Origin of the sequence: Clostridium sp. UBA4548 (genome assembly GCF_002387895.1) — a bacterium.
In the GTDB taxonomy this organism is placed as follows: Bacteria; Bacillota; Clostridia; order Clostridiales; family Clostridiaceae; genus Clostridium_J.
In genome coordinates, this window is the sequence record NZ_DGLI01000014.1 from 31,249 (window position 1) to 50,490 (window position 19,242).

The following is a 19,242-nucleotide window of genomic DNA, read 5'->3' on the forward strand; positions in this document are numbered from 1 at the left end:
AGGACTAATTTCCAATACTTTGTACTCAGAATCAAGAGGAAAAAGCTAAAGCTACGATAGTAATATTTTAATTTATAATAATAGTGCAGTTGAATTAAGACTTACAAAGTGAAAATCCTAGAAACCATACCTTTACCTAGGGTTTTCTTTATTAAGTTTGGAAGTGTGAAAAGAGTTACCTGTAAATTCATAAAGAAAATTTTGTAGAATAGGTGGATTTAATGAGATTTTAGTGCACTTATTGTTAATTTATGGTATAATGTACATAATTTTATATAAATTACGGAATTTACAGATTATTAATATACATTTTTGAATATGGTGAATATTATATAAAAGCATTGGAGGTAAATATTTTGAAATTTAATAAAAGGGATATATTTGTACTAGCTATACCAATAGTAATTGCAGCTATAGCTTATGGATTTTTACCACCACAAATACCAAGGCAATTTGGCTTAGATGGCAAGGTAAATTCCTATATGAATAAGGAATTTATTTTCCTATTGGCATTACTACCCTATGTAGTGTTTAAGTCTCATGAAATAAAAAATAAAAAATAAAAGGATGAATAAATATTACCTCGGGAGATATTTACAGTCGAGGAAGTATTATTCAAACTAATAGTGGAGTGATGTGTTTTTAAGCATAGCTAAGAAAGGAGTGGGAAGTTTTATGAAAACATTAGAAACTAATAGATTGATTTTAAGGCAGTGGAAATTAGAAGATTTAGAGGATTTTTATGAATATGCAAAAGATCCTGAAGTTGGGCCAAGTGCAGGATGGAAGCCTCATGAAAATAAGGACTTCACATTAACCATACTTAAAAGCTTCATTGAAAAAAAAGAAGTGTGGGCCATAGTAGATAAGGAAAGTGGCAAGGTAATTGGTTCCTTAGGACACCACGATGATTCAAAGCGAAAAGGGGTAAATAGTAAAATGATAGGTTATGTACTATCAAAGAATTTCTGGGGCAAAGGTCTTATGGTGGAGGCAGTAAAAAGAGCTCTTCAGTATTTATTTACTGAAACAGAGGTTAAAGTGGTTTCTTGCTATCACTATCCTTTTAATTTGCGTTCTAAAAGAGTCATTGAAAAAAGTGGATTTAAATTTGAAGGGATTTTAAGAAAGGCAAGCACTCATTTCAGTGGAGAAGTATATGATGACTATTGTTACTCTATTCTAAAAGAGGAGCTCCAAGACTTAGAGTTAACATAAATAGAGAAGTTTCATATACTAAAATTCAAGTTTGCTAATATATGGTTAAGCAATGTGTTTTGAGGAAATGCAATTAAATTCCAATTGAAGTATAATATGTTTCAAGAATTTTTCTATGCTTTTCTGAATATTAATATTAGTGGTATTTGTAACGATAAAGAAAGATATAGACTGTAAATAGTTTATATATACATAAAAATATGGGGAGGATTATAATGTGGATTAGAGCAGAATTAAAAAATAGGGCGAAGTCAGTTTTGAAGATTTCCTATTGGAAGGCTTTCTTAGTCAGCTTGATTATTGCAATTGTTGCTGGTGGTGATAGCAGTTATAATATGAGAGCAAACTTTAAGAGGCCATTTCGTAGAAATGAGTTTAATGAATTTACGAACTTTAATGGTGACTATAACCTTAATATGGATTTTAACAGTGACATGATAGTTGTAATTGCTATTATTTTAATTGTTGTACTTATTATTTTCTTAATTGTAGCAGCTTTTAGAATTTTTCTTGGATCTCCACTTGAAGTTGGGGGAAGACGTTACTTTGTTGAAAGTGCTCAGAATAGAGCTGATATGAATAATATAGGGTTTGCCTTTAACAGAGGAAGATATAAAGGAATAGTGTTAACCATGTTGTGGAAGGATTTTCTTAATTTTTTATGGTTTTTACTACTTATTATTCCTGGAATTGTAAAAGCCTACGCTTATAGCATGGTGCCATATATTTTAGCTGATAACCCTAATATAGGTTATAAGCGTGCAGTAGAGTTAAGTGTGCAAATGACTGATGGTGAAAAGTTTAATATATTTGTATTGGGTCTTTCATTTTTAGGTTGGTATCTATTAGGTGCCTTAGTTTTTGGACTTGGTGGTTTATTTGTTAATCCATATAAAAATGCTACAGAAGCAGAGTTATATTTAGTGTTAAAAGAAAATGCAATAAATAAAGGGCTTTGCACCTATAATGAACTTACTTCAAATGATATGTTAATATAATGTTATAAAATTAAAAAGGAGAAGTCTTAGATTAAAGGCTTCTCCTTTTTAATTTATAAAAGTATATAAGGCTAAGATTAATATTTAAGTTGCTAAGTTATTTCTATATTATAGGATGATTTTAAACAACTTACATTGAAAAAAATGTAAAATAAAATTAAATATGATTGAACAGTATCTTTAGCGTATTCTATATACATAAAATTTCTAATAGAAAAAAGTCCTATGATAAAGTATAATATTATTGTTTTGATTTTTTAATACAAGCTAATTTCATAGTTAGAAAATCTTAAAATTAGATTTTTAAAATTTGACTATTAGAATTATGAAAAAATAGTTTAAATTTAATAGTTAGAATTAAGGTTAGTTATACAAAAACTTTTTTGTAGCAGTTAAGTATAATTCTGCTTATATAGGAACACAACTCAATTTATCTAAGGCTTTTAAAGCTAAACATATCAAAGCTTTACCTTAGAAATCAACAAAGAAAGAAGATAGGGGGATAACCAATGAGTATTTTAACCGTTAAAAACATAAGCCATGGCTTTGGAGATAGAGCAATATTTGAAGATGTTTCATTTAGATTATTAAAGGGAGAGCACGTTGGACTAATTGGAGCTAACGGAGAAGGTAAGTCTACCTTCATGAACATTATCACGAGTAAGCTTATGCCAGATGAAGGTCAAGTAATTTGGTCAAATAATGTGAGAGTAGGCTACATGGATCAGCATGCTGTTCTTGAAAAAGGTGCTACTATTAGAGACGTTTTAAGAGGTGCTTTCCAGTATTTATTTGATGTTGAAGCAGAAATGAATGAGCTTTATGGAAAAATGGGAGATGTAACTCCAGAAGAACTTGAGAAAATGCTTGAGAGAACAGCAATAATTCAAGATATGCTTGATCATAATGGTTTTTATGTTATTGATGCAAAGATTGAAGAAACAGCTAAAGGTTTAGGTATTTTAGATGTAGGATTAGATAGAGATGTTACAGACTTAAGTGGAGGACAAAGAACTAAAGTTTTACTTGCAAAGCTTCTTCTTGAAACTCCAGATATATTACTTCTAGATGAGCCTACAAACTATTTAGATGAGGCTCATATTGAGTGGCTTAAGAGATTTTTAAATGCTTACGAGAATGCTTTCATACTAATATCACACGATATTCCTTTCTTAAATTCAGTAATTAACCTAATATATCATGTAGAAAATAGACAGCTTACAAGATATGTTGGAAACTATGAAGAATTTGAAAGAATATATGAAGTTAAGAAAAAACAGCTAGAAATTGCCTATGATAGACAGCAAGCAGAAATTGCAAGACTTGAAGATTTCGTTGCTAGAAATAAAGCCAACGTTGCAACAGCTAACATGGCCAAATCAAGACAAAAGAAACTGGATAAAATAGATAGAATAGAGCTTTCAAAAGAAAAACCAAAACCAACCTTTAACTTTAAGCCAGCAAGAGCTTCAGGAAAGATGATATTTGAAACTAAGGATTTAGTTATAGGATATGATAATCCACTTACAAAGCCTCTTAACCTTTACATGGAAAGAGGTCAAAAGATTGCCCTTGTAGGTTCAAATGGTCTAGGAAAAACTACACTTCTTAAGAGCTTAATGGGACAAATAAAACCAATAAGCGGAGAAGTAGAACTTGGAGATTACCAACATATTGGTTACTTCGAACAAGAAAGCAGAGAAGGAAACAATAACACTTGTATTGATGAATTCTGGAAGGAGTTCCCTGGATATACTCAATACGAAGTTCGTGCAGCTTTAGCTAAATGTGGTCTTACTACTAAGCATATTGAAAGTATGGTAATGGTGCTTTCAGGAGGAGAAGCTGCAAAAGTTAGACTTGCAAAGCTTATAAACAATGAAACAAACATCCTAATTCTTGACGAGCCTACTAACCACCTAGACGTAGATGCTAAGGATGAACTAAAAAGAGCATTAAAAGAATATAAAGGCTCAATATTAATCGTTTGCCACGAACCAGAATTCTATAGAGATGTAGTAACTGAAGTGTGGAACTGTGAAGATTGGACAACTAAAATAATATAATGACAGAATTAAAACAGTCGATTTTAAGATTAGAGAGTATCATATTTATTATGGTACTCTCTATTTTAATAAAAAATATTCGACATGAACTTACATATATTTACAAATTAGATAGTATTTGATATAATATTAATATAATCAATTAAATAAATTTATTCACTTTATTCAGGGATGATTTTAATTGCTGAATAAGTTTATTCAATTGAATAACTTTATTATTAGTAGAAAGGAGCGGATAAATGAATTCATATATCTAGCTTTGTAAACGATTTCAAAAGGAGGTGGATGTTTTGGTTAAAGATTTTTTAAGTCCTTCAAAATGGACAAAAGGAAGATGGTGCATTGGTAATAATGAGCTTTCTTGTGGATATCCAATATCAATAAAGATTAAAAACAGATGGGTTAAAGGTAGAGTTGAACATAACGGAAGATGCTACTATTTTTTATCAGAAAGCATAAAGCTTGATTTATCAGAAGGCTTATTTGTAAGAGATGATTATAAATAAAAAGAGCATACCAAAAGATATGGTACACTCCCTAACTCGCAATTAGATTGTATCATTTCTTCTTGGTAAATTCAAGGAGGAAAAAATGAGTATAAAGATATTACAAAAATATATAGAGATATGCAACAGATATGGTTTTGAACCAAATTGGAAAGATTTAAAAAAATTCAAGGAGGTTCATTAATATGTTTGATATTTACATATATAATCTAGGGAATTACAACACTATTTATACTACTGTTACTAATTTAGATGAATTAGAAGAAGAAATATTTAAAGCTACTAATCATGGAATGAATGACTATGAGATTGGAATACTAGACCATCCCTATGATTTTAAAGTAAATGATTTGAATACATTATTTAAAATATCAGAGGAACATAAAACAAGAATTGAAGATGTTGGAGCATTATTGCATTGTTTTACAGCTGATGAAGTAATTGAGATATTAGAACATGGGAAACTCTATACTATTATTGAAAGTAATAGCAAAGTTGATGCTTTCGAGGAATATATAAATGAATATGATTTAGTTGAGATTCCAATGCATTTAGAAAATTATATTGACTATGAACAAATGCTTATTGATTGGGAGCATAATGGATTACTAGTAGAATATATAGGAAATGGACAGTGTTTATTAGCTGATAAATGGTGATTTAATTGAATAAGGTTATTCAGTAAAAAACTAGGATTATTAATAATAAAGAGTACCATGGCATAGACTTTTTGAAGTATAGCAGTTTGGGTTACTTCGCATCCAGTACACATATCCTCGACAAATGTCGAGGATTTTATCTTTTTTTGCTATATATAAGTACTTATCAATAGTGAGTATTTTCACTTCTCTTATTTTTGTAGAAAAACCAAATATGCTCAAATAGAATTTATTTTATTGAAATAGTCATGTGGAGATAGTAGTATTAAGGTCATGCTGTACCCATTAAAAATAAAATGTTTTTTGACATCTAGTCTTACTACTCAACCTAAAATTTATTTTGAGTATATAGAAACATATCGACACATGTTTTGTAGAAACTTGAATGTGTATAGGTTGTGTCAATGGTAAATTTAGGGTTGTTTCTGTGGAATAGATATTGTAATATTTAAATATAAACTCGGATTTAAGAGGGCAATTCTTCATCAAGATGGATACTCTCCCCCTGTTCCGATAACGGAGGTTTATTATGGCAAATAGTTTTAAAGATTTGAACAAAGCAAAAGCTAATAAAAATGATGAGTTTTACACAAGGCTAGCAGATATTGAGTTAGAAATGAATCATTACAAGGATTTTTTCAAGGAGAAAGTAGTCCTTTGTAACTGTGATGACCCGTACGAGAGTAATTTCTTCAAGTATTTCTCAATGAATTTCAACTATTTAGGATTGAAAAAATTAATCGCTACTTGTTATGGAACTTCTCCTATTGTTTATACACAATTAAACGTTTTTGGCGAAGAAGAAATTATATCTACAGTATCGGATGGTAAAAAGGCATATAAAATTGAGATAACTGAAGTAGAAGACCTTAATGCTGACGGTGCTATTGACTTAACAGATGTGGAACAACTATTAAGAAACAATAAAAATGTTTTAACAATGCTAAATGGTGATGGCGATTTTAGAAGTGATGAATGTATAGAACTATTAAAAGAGTGTGACATTGTAGTCACTAATCCACCTTTTAGTTTGTTCCGTGCTTTTATAACAACATTAACACAATATGAAAAAGATTTCATCATCATAGGAAATACTAATTCCCTTACATACAAAGAATTATTCCCGCTAATACGAGCAGATAAAGCAAGAACGGGATATACAAACTTTAATACAGGTATGTTTTTTGAAATTCCAGACTATTATGAAGTATACCATCATATTGAAAACGGAAAAAAAATTGCAAGAGTGGCTTCTTCGTGTTGGATTACCACATTGCCAGTAAAAAAACACAAAGAATTTATAACGCTATACAAGAGATATTCTCCTAATGCTTATATAAAATATGATAATTATGATGCAATTGATATCGGCACATATACAGATATTCCTTGCGATTACGATGGAATAATGGGAGTACCAATTACATTTTTAGATAAATTGAATCCAGAACAATTTGAACTATTGGGAGTAGGTTCAGGTGATTTCGCTAAAGAGCTTGGAATAACAAAGAACTACAGAGGGCGTACCGATTTAGCATATACCATAGATGGTAAAAATAAGTGTCCTTTCGGAAGAATTTTAATCCGAAATAAGACTCTTTAATGGGGGTTGACAAAATGAAAATAGAATTACAAGAAATATCCATTCGTGAAATATCGGAAAACTATATTGATAATGCAGAAGAGGGTGTTGTTGGTTATAATGGACGTTTAAATATCCGCCCAAAGTATCAACGTGAATTTGTATATGATGAAAATAAACGAAATGCTGTAATAGATACTATTCGCAACAGCTTTCCTCTTAATATTATGTATTGGGTAAAGAATGACGATGGCTCATTTGAAGTACTTGATGGTCAACAGCGTACTATCAGCTTTTGTCAGTATGTGAAAAATGGTTTTTCAGTAAATATTAATGGTTATCCAAAGTCTTTTGCTAACCTTACACCAGATGAAAAGGAGCAAATTCTTAACTATAAGCTAATGGTGTATTTTTGTGAAGGAACAGATTCAGAAAAATTAGCGTGGTTTAGGGTTATCAACATTGCTGGAGAACGCCTTACCGACCAAGAGTTACGTAATGCAACATATACAGGAACTTGGCTTACAAATGCAAAGTCTATTTTCAGCAAATCAAATTGTGCTGCATACCTCTTATCGAAAGATTATGTTGTTGGTTCTCCTATACGCCAAGAAATTTTGCAAACTGCACTTAGTTGGATAAATAAAGGTGAGATAGAAGAGTATATGAGAATTCACCAACATGACCCTAATGCAAATGAATTATGGACTTATTTTAGAAATGTTATTGAGTGGGTTAAACTAACTTTCCCGGTACAACGCAAAGAAATGAAGGGGGTCAACTGGGGAAGTTTATATGATGAATTTAAAGATAAGTTATATGATACATCAGAATTAGAGAAAGAAATCAAAGAACTCATGATTGATGATGATGTTACTAATAAAAAAGGTATCTATATGTATATTTTGACAAAAAATGAGAAATATTTAAATGTTCGTGCTTTTTCAGAAAGTCAAAAGCGTTCTGCATACGAACGACAAAATGGTATTTGTGTTCATTGTCATGAACATTTTGAATTAAAGGGAATGGAAGGCGACCACATTACTCCATGGCATTTGGGTGGTAAAACAACTGCTGATAATTGTCAAATGTTATGTAAAGATTGTAATCGAAGGAAATCTGGCAAATAGTATTAAAATGATGAAGTCATTTTGAAATTTACAATATTACAATATAACTCTTACCTTAAAATGAGGTAAGAGTTTTTTGTCTTTACAGAGGTATAACGATTATAGAAATTAGCAATTTGAATGAGAAAGATAAGCTTAGAGGTAAGTCAGTTGCACTTCAAGAAGTAATTCAAGGAAAACTTCTTATTATCTTAGCTTATACAAAGCTAGTCTTCTTTTTAAAATTTCAACTTTATTATATGGAACTTCAACATTTCGAACTTCTGCTAGAGTTCCAAAATAAGCTGGTTGCTTAGTCATAAGAATACTAATTTCAAATAGTTGCATTTCATTAATTGTCCTTTTAATTCCACTCCAAGTGTCCTTAATAGCTTTAAATCCAAAAGAAACTCCATTAGCACCATTTTCTTTAATACTATGATATAGATTCTTAGCTTTTTCAGTTAAAGTAGCTATTGCATAAACCCCATCTTCTCTAACTTCGAATTTCATAGTTTCGGCTACATCAACGTAAGGTAAATGGTCTATAAATAGTTGTATTTCTCTATTTTCCTCAATAGCTTTCTTCCAAGTTTCTTGAGGTACATTTTCAATGAATTGTCCATTTTTACCTTTTAGCATTCTACTATCTCTATAATCATTAACTAAGATTTCTAGTTGGTAACCACATTCAAGCTCTCTAACTTCTATTTTGTTGTTTAAGTATTGTTTTTCCATAAGTTTTTCCTCCTTAAAATAAACTAAAAGGAAACTCCTTAAAGTTGTCCTCTAATTCTTTAATTCTTTTAGTTTTACCACGATGTATAGCTTTGAAAATTGTATAGTAAACTTTAGGATTAATTGATGATAGGACACATTCTACTGGTGATAATATAATGCTTAGAGTTAAAGCATGTCTAACTCTATCTTGTTCATTGGTAGAATAGCTTTCAATTTCTTTGTAAATCATTAATTATTACCTCCGTAATACTGAGCAAGTAATGAGGTTACTTCTTCTTCTGATGGAGTATCTAAAAATTCACCATCTAGAGTAGTTTCTCTTAATTTTTGCCTTTCTGATAGTGAGATTTGCAATTCAACTTCTAACTCTTTAACAATTCTTATATAAGATTTATGTTGACTTGCAATAATACTGTTAAAAGGGTCTTTTAAAATCATATCTTCTGCTTGTCTAACTACCCAATATGAAATTGCTAAACTTCTCATTTTTGTAGTGTCATAATTAGTATAAGTTCCTTGTTTTTCAAGAACTTTTTTAATTGCTCTGTAAAATAATTTTTGAGAGTTATCTAGTCCAGCTTCATTAAAATCTCTTATATCTTCAAATCCATCATTGAACAATTCAACGATTTCCTTTTCTTGTTTTTCTCTTTCTTCTAATTGAGATTGGCTAAACTTATTTCTCTTAGTTGATTCAGATAAGTTAGCAACTGCCATTCTTCTTCTAGGCATAAAATCATTCCTTTCGATAAAAAATAAGCCCTTAAATGCTCTAGTTTTGCATTTAAGAACTTCTGTGTGTTTTTAATATAATCATATTAAAAGATACCTTTCGTGTTCCCTGTACACTCTGAAAATAAAATAAAGTTACCGCATATAAAAATAAAATAGGTTATTGTATTACACATTTTTAAACCAAAATTATTGTCCGTATAGGGGCTATACCTTTGTCAACATTAGTTTAGATGATAGATATCTATATTCTTTTTCTATAGTTTAATTGGTTTTAGTATCATTTTTGTTTCTAAATATACTTAAATCATTCCAATACAAATATCTAAATAAAATTAAATTTATTTTTTAGTTTAGAAGTTGATGCTAAATAGTACTTACAGTTAATAGACATTCATTTATAGTTGATTTTGATTACAATTATTCTCATAAAATAAATCGCAAGAATAAACTGCCTTTATAAACTGCCATTTAAAACGAGTTTTATATCTCAAAATTCCTATAAGAATTAGTAAAACTAAAGTCTTAGTAAATGAATTATAATAGTAACTAATACTATAAAGTAAATAAATATTAAACTATTACAATACATTTACTAATGAAACTATTTTCTATTGTTTAAGTCTTTGTATAGATATAGCAAATAAAATAATAAAAGAATATAAATGCAAATACTAATAATGCTATTCCTCGTTGGAATTGGTAAGCTTAATATCATTACTATTACCTTCAGTTATATTCTGTCCATCTTTATCTATAGTTCTTCCTAAGTTCAGTATTTGAATCTCCATTTCTTTATTTGCTAAACAATTACCTAATGATAATAACAACTTATCATTTTCTTCATTAAAGAAAGGTTTCTCATCAAGCCATGCTCTGCCTTCGTTAATAGTTAATAATCCATTCTTAACTAATTGTACAACTGCATTAGCTTGTTCAGAAATGCTTGGTCTTAAAAGTTCTTTAGTATTAAAGCGAAAGAAGTAATTTTGCTTTTTTTCTTTCTCTAATAAGATATGCTTATCAATAGCATTTTCAATGCAACAAATGATAGGAGATAATACTCTTTTTAAGAATTTTTCATCAGTATCTACATTATGAATATTAAACAATCTTTCAACGTCTTCTACAAAGTTAGATTTAATTTGTGGAAGTTGTAGTTTTTCAACTGAAATATCTAAACTTTCATATTCAAGACCTTCCTCTAAAACAATAGTTTTACCTGCATTAATTCCTCCACTATACATGGTTTGCCATGAAGATTTAAGTCTATCAATAGCAGTTTGAGTTAATCTACCACTTGCCTTAAGCACTCCACTAGGAATTACTACATTTTTTAAAGCAGTTTTAACTGTATTATCATATTCCATAAGCAACTCTAAAAGGTTTGTACTATTTAATATCCCAGTACCTTTTTCAATAATTAAGAAATCAAATATAGTTGATACACAAGCTTTATTATTAAGAGTATAGTGAATTTCTATATCTTTAATAATGCCTTTGTCATCAATGAATTCTTTCTTAGTTACTACTTTAGGCTCCACTCGATGAAGTGATATTATTTTAGAGTTTTTTCTTTCAATATAAGAATAACTCTTACCATATAAAAGCAAATCTCTTACTACACTATATTTCCAGTTAAATGATGTTTCAAATTCAGAGCTTTCACCATTAAGTAAAAACTCTCTATAATCATCATTTTTTCTAGTTACTTGTAGTGATTTATTTTCATCATATAAATAAATTGGCATTTGTGCTATTGTGCCAGATATAAGATTAATATTTTCAGCAACAGATGGAATTTTTTCTATGATTGAGTCATTAATGTATATATTAGAGGTTGAAAACATTTGGCTTAGAGCCATTTTAAAAGAACGGTCTTCAACTTCTTCTTTTTTCCTATCGAAAAATTTCATATTAGTCCTCCTTAAAAAATGCTAAAAAAATTGGGCAGCAATAAAGCTACCCAATAAAAAAAGATACTTATTTTAGTACCTTAACAGCTTGTTTGTTAACTAAAGCAACATCACCATAGAATTCAGCTAATACACCAATTTGGCCCGAAGTTGCATATCGTTCCGTTAAAACTTGGATAGAAGTGTTTTCAGCTAATTTCATTTTTATTGCAGAATTTATATTAGCTAATACAACTGATAAACCTACAACAGATGGAGTTGTTTCAATCTCAACACCTAAAACTTTATAGCTAGGCTTATCATTTATCATATCTCTAGTTACATAAAATTTTCCATCAGCATCTTTTAATAGTGCAATCTTATTAAAAGTTTCTCTATTCGTATAGAATTTAGCACAATTTAATAACACTGGATTCATTGATAGAATTAAGTTCTGTAAATCATCAATTGTAATAGTATCAACAACAGATAAATTTACAACATCACCTTTAAGTAAGCCAGAAGTTAAATGTGTTGAAGTACCATCAGCTTGAAATATCTCTTTCTCTAAAGTTTTTCCCATTCTTTTAGCTAGGGTGCTGATTACATAATCAATTCCCACAGATGGAGCATTCATTAATAGTCTTTTAGATACTAAAACTAAATCACCAATTCTCTTATCTTTTAAAACTACTTTGTCAAGTGTTTTGATATCAACTGGTGTTATTTCATCTGTTTCACCTAATACTTGAGCAAATCCATCTTCCTTCTCAACAAGGAATTCTAAATCTCCGTTAGCTTGCACATATTGAGCATTTGCCACGACATTTGAAACTTCATATAATTTCTCAATTATTTCATTAGCTATATTTGTTGGGATAGCATTAGAATGAGTTGTTGAGTCAGATCTGATTTCTCCATGTAATATTTGTTGTGCGAATTCTCGCTTCTCCATATCATTATTACCTCCGATATTTTCTTTTTTTTCTGTTTCTAGAAGCATTGCATTTAATTCTCTTAATTCGTTTTCCAAAGATGTGCAATCTGATTTTTCATTATCAGTTAAACTTCTTTGTTCCAATTCAGCAGAATTTAAAAGGGATTCCATCTTTTCGATAACTTCATTTTTCTTTTCCAAAAGTTGTTTCTTAGTCATGTAAGAGACCTCCTAAAATAAAATAATTTTTTTATTTAATAAATAAAATTTGGGACAATAAAAAAAGTAGCTAGGATTAATCATCAATCCTAACTACTTCTTAAAAATTTATATTTAATATTTAATTTGAACATTAAGTTACTACAAATAATTTATTAGCATCTATGTTAAGACACTTAATAATTTTCAAAAGGTTTTTTTCTGTTGGAATAGAGTTTCTTGTGAAATTATAAAGAGTGTACCAAGGCACACCATATATTTTTTCCAGTTTCTTAGTAGCTTCAATTATATTATTTTCTTGTGAAATGCTTAAAATAGTATTCTTTATATATTGCCTATCAATGTACATCTATTAATCAATTTATTTTACAAGAATTGTGTGAAGAAAATACTCATAAATAAACAATTAAGATAGTTTATTAATTGCTTATTTATAATTACTTAAATAGTAGAGAGGGGGATAAGACCTCTCCACTAAAATAGGAGGTTTAAAATTAGAAATCACAGGTACCGCACAGTACTTAAGAAAAGAAGCAGGAGAGCTTTTTTATTAAGTTTATTTGTACCTATAAGATATATACACTTCATTAAAAGTTGTACATAATAATTTTTAAATTATTTTATTATTAAATAATTGAGTTTAAATCAATGTGCTTTAATGTTGGTCTTCTAGGTTTATCTATTTCCAATCTATTGTCTGTAGATTGTCCAGTTACAGTTTTAACTGTATTGAGTTTTTCTAAGTTTTGAAAAGCTATTAGGTTTTTCTTTAACCCTTTGAGACTTTTTATATCAGCATTACTATAATATAGAACACCGATTGAAGGATTATTTTCATATACATTAACACAGGTAGATGAGCCATGTTCTTTAATTTGTTTTAGTATAATGTCTATTTGATTAATTCTTTCTTTATCTGTCATATTAAATATCCTCCTATTCGAACCATAGTGAAATTGGAACATTAAGCACTAATTTTTTAAATTGAGTCCATATATATTTAGCTTTAAGATTTGTACAATTTTCAATATTAGTATTGATTTTCTTAATAACCTCAGTAGGGGTTTTACCATGCTCAATTGATATTAGCACACCAGTTTTTGAGTCAATTAATTTACATATGAATTTTTTCATTTCATAGTTTTTTATTATCTCAAGTTTCATATCACTTTTCCTCATTCTTAACTTTTCTTATTTCTTCTTCTGCTTTTCGTTTAACCCATTTACTGAAGTTCTTATTTTTGAAGTAGTTGAGTATTTCAACATCTTCCTCATTACTTAAGTTAAAGTATACTAATTTATTGCATTTATTTATTGACATATTAAATTCCTCCTATTTTTTCACATTAAAAAACAGCTACATTATTTGTAGCTGAATAAAGTCTTTGATATATTTTTTCTGTAAAGAATAAGAACCCTTTACCAAATCCAGTAGGATTATGTTGTTCCTTTTCTTGCTTTTCTTCAAATCTTAATCTAAAGTATTCTTCCTTTTCATCAATATAGTTAAAGATTTTTTCTTGAATAGTTATATCTTCATCTAAAAGCATTCCAGCAAAATCAGTTAATTTTTCGGAGTTTTCATCATTCTCAACTGTTTCAATTTTATAGCTTTCAAATACAAATTGTATTGATGTTTCTTTTGAAAGTTCCTCTAAAAATATACTTTCAATATAAGAATCATTGATTAATGCCTTAAATTGGGAGAAGCTTTTAAACTTTTTAGTTTGTGGCAATTGTAAGTTACTCCAAACTTTTTTAGAAGTTTCTTTGAAGTCATTGAATCTTTCTTCCGATATGTCTACATAGTTTTTATTTATGTAAGCATTATATCTCTTTTCAATTTTAATAAGCTTTAATTTTTCTAACTTTTCAATGTTTCTCTTTATTTCAATATAAATGCTATTGGCAGTTTCTGAACTTTCAGTTTTAAAACCACATCTTTCTGAAAGTGTTTTTATTGTAATAAACTCATTCTTTTCAAGTCTGTTAAAGTAAGAAAGTTTGTTTAAAAGTACAGCTCCAACAAATTTAGAATTAGAGTTTTCATTCCAACCTTCTGCATTTTTATTACCCTTGTTACCATGTTCAAAATTTGTTACTAATGGTTGTTTATAGACTTCAACAACATTGATTTCTGTTGTCTTGCAGTTTTCAGTATTCCAATTACAACACTCTGATAACTTTCTTTCAAAAGATTTCCTAGTTCCTGTGCTTTTTATTGGGGAGGGGTAATTAAATAATATATGTAGTTCTTTTTTCTTATATTTTCTTGATTCTAAAATTGTTGACATATAAAAGTCTCCTTTTGCAAAAGATTTATTTTGTTGATATAAAAAAAAGTAACTATCTTTTAATTAGCTACTTTTTTATAAGGTGTTCTTAATTCAGTTAATCTATTTTGAAGTTTACTATTATCATAAAACCTAAAAACTGTTACTTGAGGATTTTTTCTATTAGGGTGAGTATCATAAAGTTTAAATCCTTCTGACAATAATTTACTGGCAATTTGAATATTAAAAACTCTTTGTAATTGTATCATTTCATTTTGTTGCATGTTATCGTACTCCTTTTGATATGTTTTATTAACCTATAATTTATATATATACAATTGTATATATAATACATAATATTTTTGAAAAAATTTTAGAATCATTTAGTGTATATATTTTAATTATATAAATCTCTACATAGCAGTACATTACAGAGATTAAATAATTGCGATATCAAAAAGTAACCTTTTGTATTGAATATATAAATAATATATTTATTATATATAATCGATAAAAAACCACTATTATATATATAAACAATACAATTGGTTACTTTTATAGTTTATTTTTTAATTAAATGAAAAGTATATATTTTAGTTCTGCAGAATATTACAGCAGAATAGATTTACTAAAATATGGAGTTGATTTCAGTTTCATCTAGTTCATTTATGTGGCTAACTCTATAGTGCTTACCACTTGTGCCTTGAGCAATTGGAGTTGACCCATATTTTTTCACATGGCACTTAATTAAAAAAGATTCATAATCTTTTCTTTGGGACTTTGTAATATTACCAATATCATAGATTTTAAGATTTAATTTATATCCACCCCAATAATAACAATTTAAACAGTAGTTACCATTATTATTTGAGCCAGTAGATGAACTATTAGAGATGTGTTGAGAAAATCTCTTCCCAGTTGCATCAGCTCTTTTAGCTTCACCGATATAAAGAACTTTACCATTTTTCTTGGGGTAGGGTATAGTAATATCTACAAGACTATAAATATAAATCACATTTAAATTAGGGCCAATATAGAACGGGTTCGCTACTTTTTTTATATTTTTTTTACCTAATGAGAGAAGTGAATCTCTATCATTACAACTATTTAGCTCTATTACTTTATCCAATAATAAATTCATATAAACTCTCCTTACAAAATATATAGTATTATTCTATCTGACAATATCTATTATAAGAAGTAATTACTTAAATAAAAATAAAATTTTATTTAAAAGTGTACTTCCTAAAATTCATTTATATAACCATAAGTGTAAGCATGAAAATTAAATCGTAATTTTAGGAGGAATCTAGGAATGGAAAAACAACCAATATCAAGGAAAGAAGTAAATAGAAAGCAGAGAGCAACAGAAATGATTATGGAAATTTTATCAAGAAAAATGATTTCAATTGATGGAACAGAGAGTGATAGCTATGTATATTCATTTAAAAATATTGAAGAAAGATTATCTAAGCTTGACCGTTATGTTGAAGTCTTGCAACTGAAGTATTTAGGGCAAAGAGAACTTTTAGATGAGTTAAATTTCATAAAAGGTGGAATTAACCGCACCAAGCATGAGTACAATAAAATTAATGGACTTATTAGTGATATTATTTTTGATGAAGACTATTTAATTGGAAATAATGAGCTTTTTAGTAAGTCAGAAAAATTATTATTGATTAGTAAAGTATTTAATATTTAAAGACAAGTTCTTTTTAATAAAAGGGGGATAGAGTGGAATGCTCTATCTCTTTCTTTGTAGTTATAGTTTTGTAGTTCTTATGTTGTAGTTTATAGTTGTATTTTTATCTTGAAACTCTGTTTTAATCCTTAAAAATTCTGTTTACTACCATTAAAAAAGATAGTTAATGGTATAAAAAACTTTTTTAAACGTTGGAAAATCTGTTTCATACGTTAATTTACTTACTTCCATTTATTTGATATAATGGTAATATAAACCATAATATATGGTTTTAAAACCTACATATAAGGAGGTGATTAAATGACGGATAATTTAACGGATTTTGCACTATATAAGAAAAAGAAGGAATATAACAAAGACAATTTCTATACTCCAGTTTTCAATGCTTTTATGAGAAATGCAGAATTAAATATCCAAGAAAAAACTTTCTTTATTTATCTTCAAGGATTTGGAGAGAAATGTTTTCAAAATCAAGCTACGATATGTGATGAATTATCAATAAGCAAACCAACATTAAGAAAATTAATGCAAGGCTTAGAGGATAAAGGGTATATTTATGTTCAGAGAAAATATTCTCATAAAACAAAAGAAAAAGCTTCACCAGTGGTGTTCACTATCCCCATAGACGAAAACACTGGAAAGCTTTCAGAACATAGTAAATCACTAATAGAATATTTAGAATCTACATATCCCAGTGATTACTAATTAAATTATAGCAATACCTCGTGTACTTTTCAAATTTTATTTATATAAGAATAAGTAAATGAAAAGATATGAGGTGTTGTTCTGTGATTGACATAAAAGTTGAAGGAAAAATAAAAGTCTACAATGATGGAGTTTTAATAATTGAGGGTAACTGCTATAATGAAATAAATCGACTGTTAGAAAAAGCTATAAGACTTATTCAAGATGCTTATCAACTTAATATCTTAAATAAAATTTTAAGAGAATTAAGAGAGGTGGCATAATGAGTAATAAAATTGCTTGTTATATTCGCGTAAGTACGGAAAAAAGTGACCAACAAAAGTCTTTAGAACAACAAAGAGTTTTATTAGAAGAACAATATAAGGATAGAGAAATATTAATCTATTCTGATACAGGAACTGGAACAAGCTTTAAAAGAGCAGGATTTCAGCAACTTATGTATGATGCTGGACTTAACTCAAGGCAATTAAAAGATAGCAGAATGGTATTTGAAGTTGATTCTGAAAGAGAACCTTTATTTAATGAAATTGTAGTTATTAATACTTCAAGATTTGCTAGAAATATTGCTATTATTGATGTTTTAAGGGTTCTATGGAATCATAAAAAAGTTAATGTTAAATTTCTTGATGTTCAAAAAAATAGTAGTGATGTTAATGATATGATTTTGCTTCAAATGTTCTTTGCTATGGCAGAGAATGAAGTTAAAGAAACATCAGTAAGAACTAAAAGAGGTAATAAAACGACTATTCTTCAAAATAGGATTAGAAATAATTCTATATTTGGGTGGGATTTCGATAGGAAAACAAATTCACTCCTAAGGAATGAAAATGAAGCAAAAGTAGTTGAATTTATCTTTAAGGCATCTTTAAATAATGGACTAAAAATGACTGCAAAACTAGCTAATCAAATGGGTTACAGAACAAAGAAAGGTAACCTATGGACAGATAGCACAATAAAAACGATGATTGTGAACCCAAAGTACAAAGGGCATAATGTAAGAAATAAATTTAATAATGTAAATTTATTTACTGAAAGTAAAACTAAGTATGTTAAAAAGGAAAATTGGATAGTTCAGCAAAATGATAGAATAGAACCCTTGGTTACAGCGGAATTATGGGAAGATGTTCAAAAAGCTTTATCCAATAGATGTATTGCAGGTAATAAAGGACAAAATGCTAGAATTTATGATACTAGGGGTAAGCTCAAATGTGCAAAATGTGGAGCATCATATGTTAGATGTGTAGAAACTAAAGTATCTGATAAGGCTAATCAACTGCATTATCTTATCTGTTCTCATAAGAAAAAATATACTAAGACATATTGTAGTGCTGAAAACATTAATATAGAAGTCCTAGATAACTATATTGAGAAACAAAGGAAAGTTTACTACAAGAATATACAACTACAAATTCAGCTAAAAATTATAAGTCTACAAGATGAATTAAGCAATTTAAATGATGATAACAATTCTAATATAGTCTTTAAAATCCAAGAGGAAGAAATGGAACTGGAAAGGCTAAAGTCTAAATTAGAAAGCTTAATTGAGAACTTCATTTCAACATCTAAAACTATGCAAAGTGTTATAGAAAAGAAAATAAAAGAACTTGAGGTAAGGATTCAATCAAAAGATGAAGAAATAGAAAGATTAAAACTTATAAATACAGATAAGGAAAAGCACATTAGGGATATCAACCATAAAATTTCAAAATTAAAAGGTGAATTACTAATGGCTCATGACAAGGAATTAACTCGTACAGAATGGCTAGATAAAGTAGAAAAAATATTGATAGGTGGAAAAAAAGATATTAAAGCTGTATATAATCTTGATTAATTTTTTTGCTTATTATTCTGTCATAAAGGTATAAGAAATGGACGACTAAAATAGTATAAGAAATAGCAT

General features: G+C 28.5%; 23 protein-coding genes. 12 read left to right on the plus strand and 11 right to left on the minus strand.

Annotated features, from left to right (window positions below; all coding sequences use genetic code 11):
• The first annotated feature begins 356 nt into the window (after nt 1–356).
• From B3040_RS04995 to B3040_RS05030, 8 genes are all read left to right on the plus strand, one after another.
• Entirely contained in the window at nt 357–563 is a 207-nt protein-coding gene (locus tag B3040_RS04995; RefSeq protein ID WP_291570814.1) for a DUF1648 domain-containing protein, read from the plus strand.
• Nucleotides 564–675: 112 nt separating this feature from the next.
• The gene (locus B3040_RS05000) at nt 676–1,218 is read left to right on the plus strand and encodes a GNAT family N-acetyltransferase (RefSeq protein ID WP_291570816.1); all 543 of its coding nucleotides are present in this window, start codon (nt 676–678) and stop codon (nt 1,216–1,218) included.
• A gap of 215 nt (nt 1,219–1,433) precedes the next feature.
• Complete coding sequence (locus B3040_RS05005) at nt 1,434–2,216, plus strand: DUF975 family protein (protein ID WP_291570818.1); 783 nt, start codon at nt 1,434–1,436, stop codon at nt 2,214–2,216.
• 509 nt (nt 2,217–2,725) lie between these two features.
• Nucleotides 2,726–4,282 (plus strand): ABC-F family ATP-binding cassette domain-containing protein, encoded by a 1,557-nt coding sequence (locus B3040_RS05010; RefSeq protein ID WP_291570820.1) that lies wholly within the window; start codon nt 2,726–2,728, stop codon nt 4,280–4,282.
• Nucleotides 4,283–4,572: 290 nt separating this feature from the next.
• Nucleotides 4,573–4,788 carry a DUF5348 domain-containing protein gene (locus B3040_RS05015; RefSeq protein WP_291570822.1) on the plus strand — a complete coding sequence of 72 codons (216 nt, stop codon included), beginning with the start codon at nt 4,573–4,575 and terminating at the stop codon, nt 4,786–4,788.
• A gap of 185 nt (nt 4,789–4,973) precedes the next feature.
• Entirely contained in the window at nt 4,974–5,447 is a 474-nt protein-coding gene (locus tag B3040_RS05020; RefSeq protein WP_291570823.1) for a hypothetical protein, read from the plus strand.
• Nucleotides 5,448–5,976: 529 nt separating this feature from the next.
• A complete protein-coding gene (locus tag B3040_RS05025) occupies nt 5,977–7,050 on the plus strand; it encodes an adenine-specific methyltransferase EcoRI family protein (RefSeq protein WP_291570825.1) in 1,074 nt (357 codons plus the stop codon).
• Nucleotides 7,051–7,064: 14 nt separating this feature from the next.
• Entirely contained in the window at nt 7,065–8,159 is a 1,095-nt protein-coding gene (locus tag B3040_RS05030; RefSeq protein WP_291570827.1) for an HNH endonuclease family protein, read from the plus strand.
• A 186-nt stretch (nt 8,160–8,345) separates the two neighbouring features.
• Here B3040_RS05030 and B3040_RS05035 read toward each other — a convergent pair whose 3' ends face one another.
• The 11 genes from B3040_RS05035 to B3040_RS05085 form a co-directional block, all read right to left on the minus strand.
• On the minus strand, nt 8,346–8,876 hold the full coding sequence (locus B3040_RS05035; protein ID WP_291570829.1) for an HK97 family phage prohead protease: 531 nt from the start codon (nt 8,874–8,876) through the stop codon (nt 8,346–8,348).
• A 13-nt stretch (nt 8,877–8,889) separates the two neighbouring features.
• Nucleotides 8,890–9,108 carry a hypothetical protein gene (locus B3040_RS05040; protein ID WP_291570831.1) on the minus strand — a complete coding sequence of 73 codons (219 nt, stop codon included), beginning with the start codon at nt 9,106–9,108 and terminating at the stop codon, nt 8,890–8,892.
• On the minus strand, nt 9,108–9,611 hold the full coding sequence (locus tag B3040_RS05045; protein WP_291570833.1) for a hypothetical protein: 504 nt from the start codon (nt 9,609–9,611) through the stop codon (nt 9,108–9,110). Before B3040_RS05045 ends, B3040_RS05040 begins: the two co-directional genes overlap by 1 nt.
• 683 nt (nt 9,612–10,294) lie before the next feature.
• The gene (locus B3040_RS05050) at nt 10,295–11,527 is read right to left on the minus strand and encodes a phage portal protein (protein WP_291570835.1); all 1,233 of its coding nucleotides are present in this window, start codon (nt 11,525–11,527) and stop codon (nt 10,295–10,297) included.
• 67 nt (nt 11,528–11,594) lie between these two features.
• Nucleotides 11,595–12,662, minus strand: a complete 1,068-nt coding sequence (locus B3040_RS05055) for a phage major capsid protein (RefSeq protein WP_291570837.1) — start codon at nt 12,660–12,662, stop codon at nt 11,595–11,597.
• A gap of 626 nt (nt 12,663–13,288) precedes the next feature.
• A complete protein-coding gene (locus tag B3040_RS05060) occupies nt 13,289–13,585 on the minus strand; it encodes a hypothetical protein (RefSeq protein ID WP_291570839.1) in 297 nt (98 codons plus the stop codon).
• A 13-nt stretch (nt 13,586–13,598) separates the two neighbouring features.
• On the minus strand, nt 13,599–13,826 hold the full coding sequence (locus B3040_RS05065; RefSeq protein WP_291570841.1) for a hypothetical protein: 228 nt from the start codon (nt 13,824–13,826) through the stop codon (nt 13,599–13,601).
• 1 nt (nt 13,827) lies between these two features.
• Nucleotides 13,828–13,983: a hypothetical protein gene (locus B3040_RS05070; protein ID WP_291570843.1), complete on the minus strand. Its 156-nt coding sequence runs from the start codon at nt 13,981–13,983 to the stop codon at nt 13,828–13,830.
• Between the two features lie 25 nt (nt 13,984–14,008).
• On the minus strand, nt 14,009–14,956 hold the full coding sequence (locus B3040_RS05075) for a hypothetical protein (protein WP_291570845.1): 948 nt from the start codon (nt 14,954–14,956) through the stop codon (nt 14,009–14,011).
• A 59-nt stretch (nt 14,957–15,015) separates the two neighbouring features.
• The gene (locus B3040_RS05080) at nt 15,016–15,219 is read right to left on the minus strand and encodes a hypothetical protein (protein ID WP_291570847.1); all 204 of its coding nucleotides are present in this window, start codon (nt 15,217–15,219) and stop codon (nt 15,016–15,018) included.
• A gap of 344 nt (nt 15,220–15,563) precedes the next feature.
• On the minus strand, nt 15,564–16,076 hold the full coding sequence (locus B3040_RS05085) for a hypothetical protein (protein WP_291570849.1): 513 nt from the start codon (nt 16,074–16,076) through the stop codon (nt 15,564–15,566).
• Between the two features lie 174 nt (nt 16,077–16,250).
• Between B3040_RS05085 and B3040_RS05090 the strand changes: the two genes are divergently transcribed.
• The 4 genes from B3040_RS05090 to B3040_RS05105 all read left to right on the plus strand — a co-directional run bounded on the left by B3040_RS05090 (nt 16,251) and on the right by B3040_RS05105 (nt 19,173).
• Nucleotides 16,251–16,637 (plus strand): hypothetical protein, encoded by a 387-nt coding sequence (locus B3040_RS05090; protein ID WP_291570851.1) that lies wholly within the window; start codon nt 16,251–16,253, stop codon nt 16,635–16,637.
• Nucleotides 16,638–16,937: 300 nt separating this feature from the next.
• Nucleotides 16,938–17,342 carry a helix-turn-helix domain-containing protein gene (locus tag B3040_RS05095; RefSeq protein ID WP_291570853.1) on the plus strand — a complete coding sequence of 135 codons (405 nt, stop codon included), beginning with the start codon at nt 16,938–16,940 and terminating at the stop codon, nt 17,340–17,342.
• Nucleotides 17,343–17,425: 83 nt separating this feature from the next.
• Complete coding sequence (locus tag B3040_RS05100) at nt 17,426–17,605, plus strand: hypothetical protein (protein ID WP_291570855.1); 180 nt, start codon at nt 17,426–17,428, stop codon at nt 17,603–17,605.
• Complete coding sequence (locus tag B3040_RS05105) at nt 17,605–19,173, plus strand: recombinase family protein (protein ID WP_291570857.1); 1,569 nt, start codon at nt 17,605–17,607, stop codon at nt 19,171–19,173. Before B3040_RS05100 ends, B3040_RS05105 begins: the two co-directional genes overlap by 1 nt.
• Nucleotides 19,174–19,242: the final 69 nt, after the last annotated feature.

What these genes read in the sequence shown, in the direction of transcription:
- B3040_RS05000 (WP_291570816.1), top strand. Translation starts at nt 676, where the DNA reads ATGAAAACATTAGAAACTAATAGATTGATTTTAAGGCAGTGGAAATTA.
- B3040_RS05005 (WP_291570818.1), top strand. Translation starts at nt 1,434, where the DNA reads ATGTGGATTAGAGCAGAATTAAAAAATAGGGCGAAGTCAGTTTTGAAG.
- B3040_RS05010 (WP_291570820.1), top strand. Translation starts at nt 2,726, where the DNA reads ATGAGTATTTTAACCGTTAAAAACATAAGCCATGGCTTTGGAGATAGA.
- B3040_RS05020 (WP_291570823.1), top strand. Translation starts at nt 4,974, where the DNA reads ATGTTTGATATTTACATATATAATCTAGGGAATTACAACACTATTTAT.
- B3040_RS05025 (WP_291570825.1), top strand. Translation starts at nt 5,977, where the DNA reads ATGGCAAATAGTTTTAAAGATTTGAACAAAGCAAAAGCTAATAAAAAT.
- B3040_RS05030 (WP_291570827.1), top strand. Translation starts at nt 7,065, where the DNA reads ATGAAAATAGAATTACAAGAAATATCCATTCGTGAAATATCGGAAAAC.
- B3040_RS05035 (WP_291570829.1), bottom strand. Translation starts at nt 8,876, where the DNA reads ATGGAAAAACAATACTTAAACAACAAAATAGAAGTTAGAGAGCTTGAA.
- B3040_RS05040 (WP_291570831.1), bottom strand. Translation starts at nt 9,108, where the DNA reads ATGATTTACAAAGAAATTGAAAGCTATTCTACCAATGAACAAGATAGA.
- B3040_RS05045 (WP_291570833.1), bottom strand. Translation starts at nt 9,611, where the DNA reads ATGCCTAGAAGAAGAATGGCAGTTGCTAACTTATCTGAATCAACTAAG.
- B3040_RS05050 (WP_291570835.1), bottom strand. Translation starts at nt 11,527, where the DNA reads ATGAAATTTTTCGATAGGAAAAAAGAAGAAGTTGAAGACCGTTCTTTT.
- B3040_RS05055 (WP_291570837.1), bottom strand. Translation starts at nt 12,662, where the DNA reads ATGACTAAGAAACAACTTTTGGAAAAGAAAAATGAAGTTATCGAAAAG.
- B3040_RS05060 (WP_291570839.1), bottom strand. Translation starts at nt 13,585, where the DNA reads ATGACAGATAAAGAAAGAATTAATCAAATAGACATTATACTAAAACAA.
- B3040_RS05065 (WP_291570841.1), bottom strand. Translation starts at nt 13,826, where the DNA reads ATGAAACTTGAGATAATAAAAAACTATGAAATGAAAAAATTCATATGT.
- B3040_RS05070 (WP_291570843.1), bottom strand. Translation starts at nt 13,983, where the DNA reads ATGTCAATAAATAAATGCAATAAATTAGTATACTTTAACTTAAGTAAT.
- B3040_RS05075 (WP_291570845.1), bottom strand. Translation starts at nt 14,956, where the DNA reads ATGTCAACAATTTTAGAATCAAGAAAATATAAGAAAAAAGAACTACAT.
- B3040_RS05080 (WP_291570847.1), bottom strand. Translation starts at nt 15,219, where the DNA reads ATGCAACAAAATGAAATGATACAATTACAAAGAGTTTTTAATATTCAA.
- B3040_RS05085 (WP_291570849.1), bottom strand. Translation starts at nt 16,076, where the DNA reads ATGAATTTATTATTGGATAAAGTAATAGAGCTAAATAGTTGTAATGAT.
- B3040_RS05090 (WP_291570851.1), top strand. Translation starts at nt 16,251, where the DNA reads ATGGAAAAACAACCAATATCAAGGAAAGAAGTAAATAGAAAGCAGAGA.
- B3040_RS05095 (WP_291570853.1), top strand. Translation starts at nt 16,938, where the DNA reads ATGACGGATAATTTAACGGATTTTGCACTATATAAGAAAAAGAAGGAA.
- B3040_RS05105 (WP_291570857.1), top strand. Translation starts at nt 17,605, where the DNA reads ATGAGTAATAAAATTGCTTGTTATATTCGCGTAAGTACGGAAAAAAGT.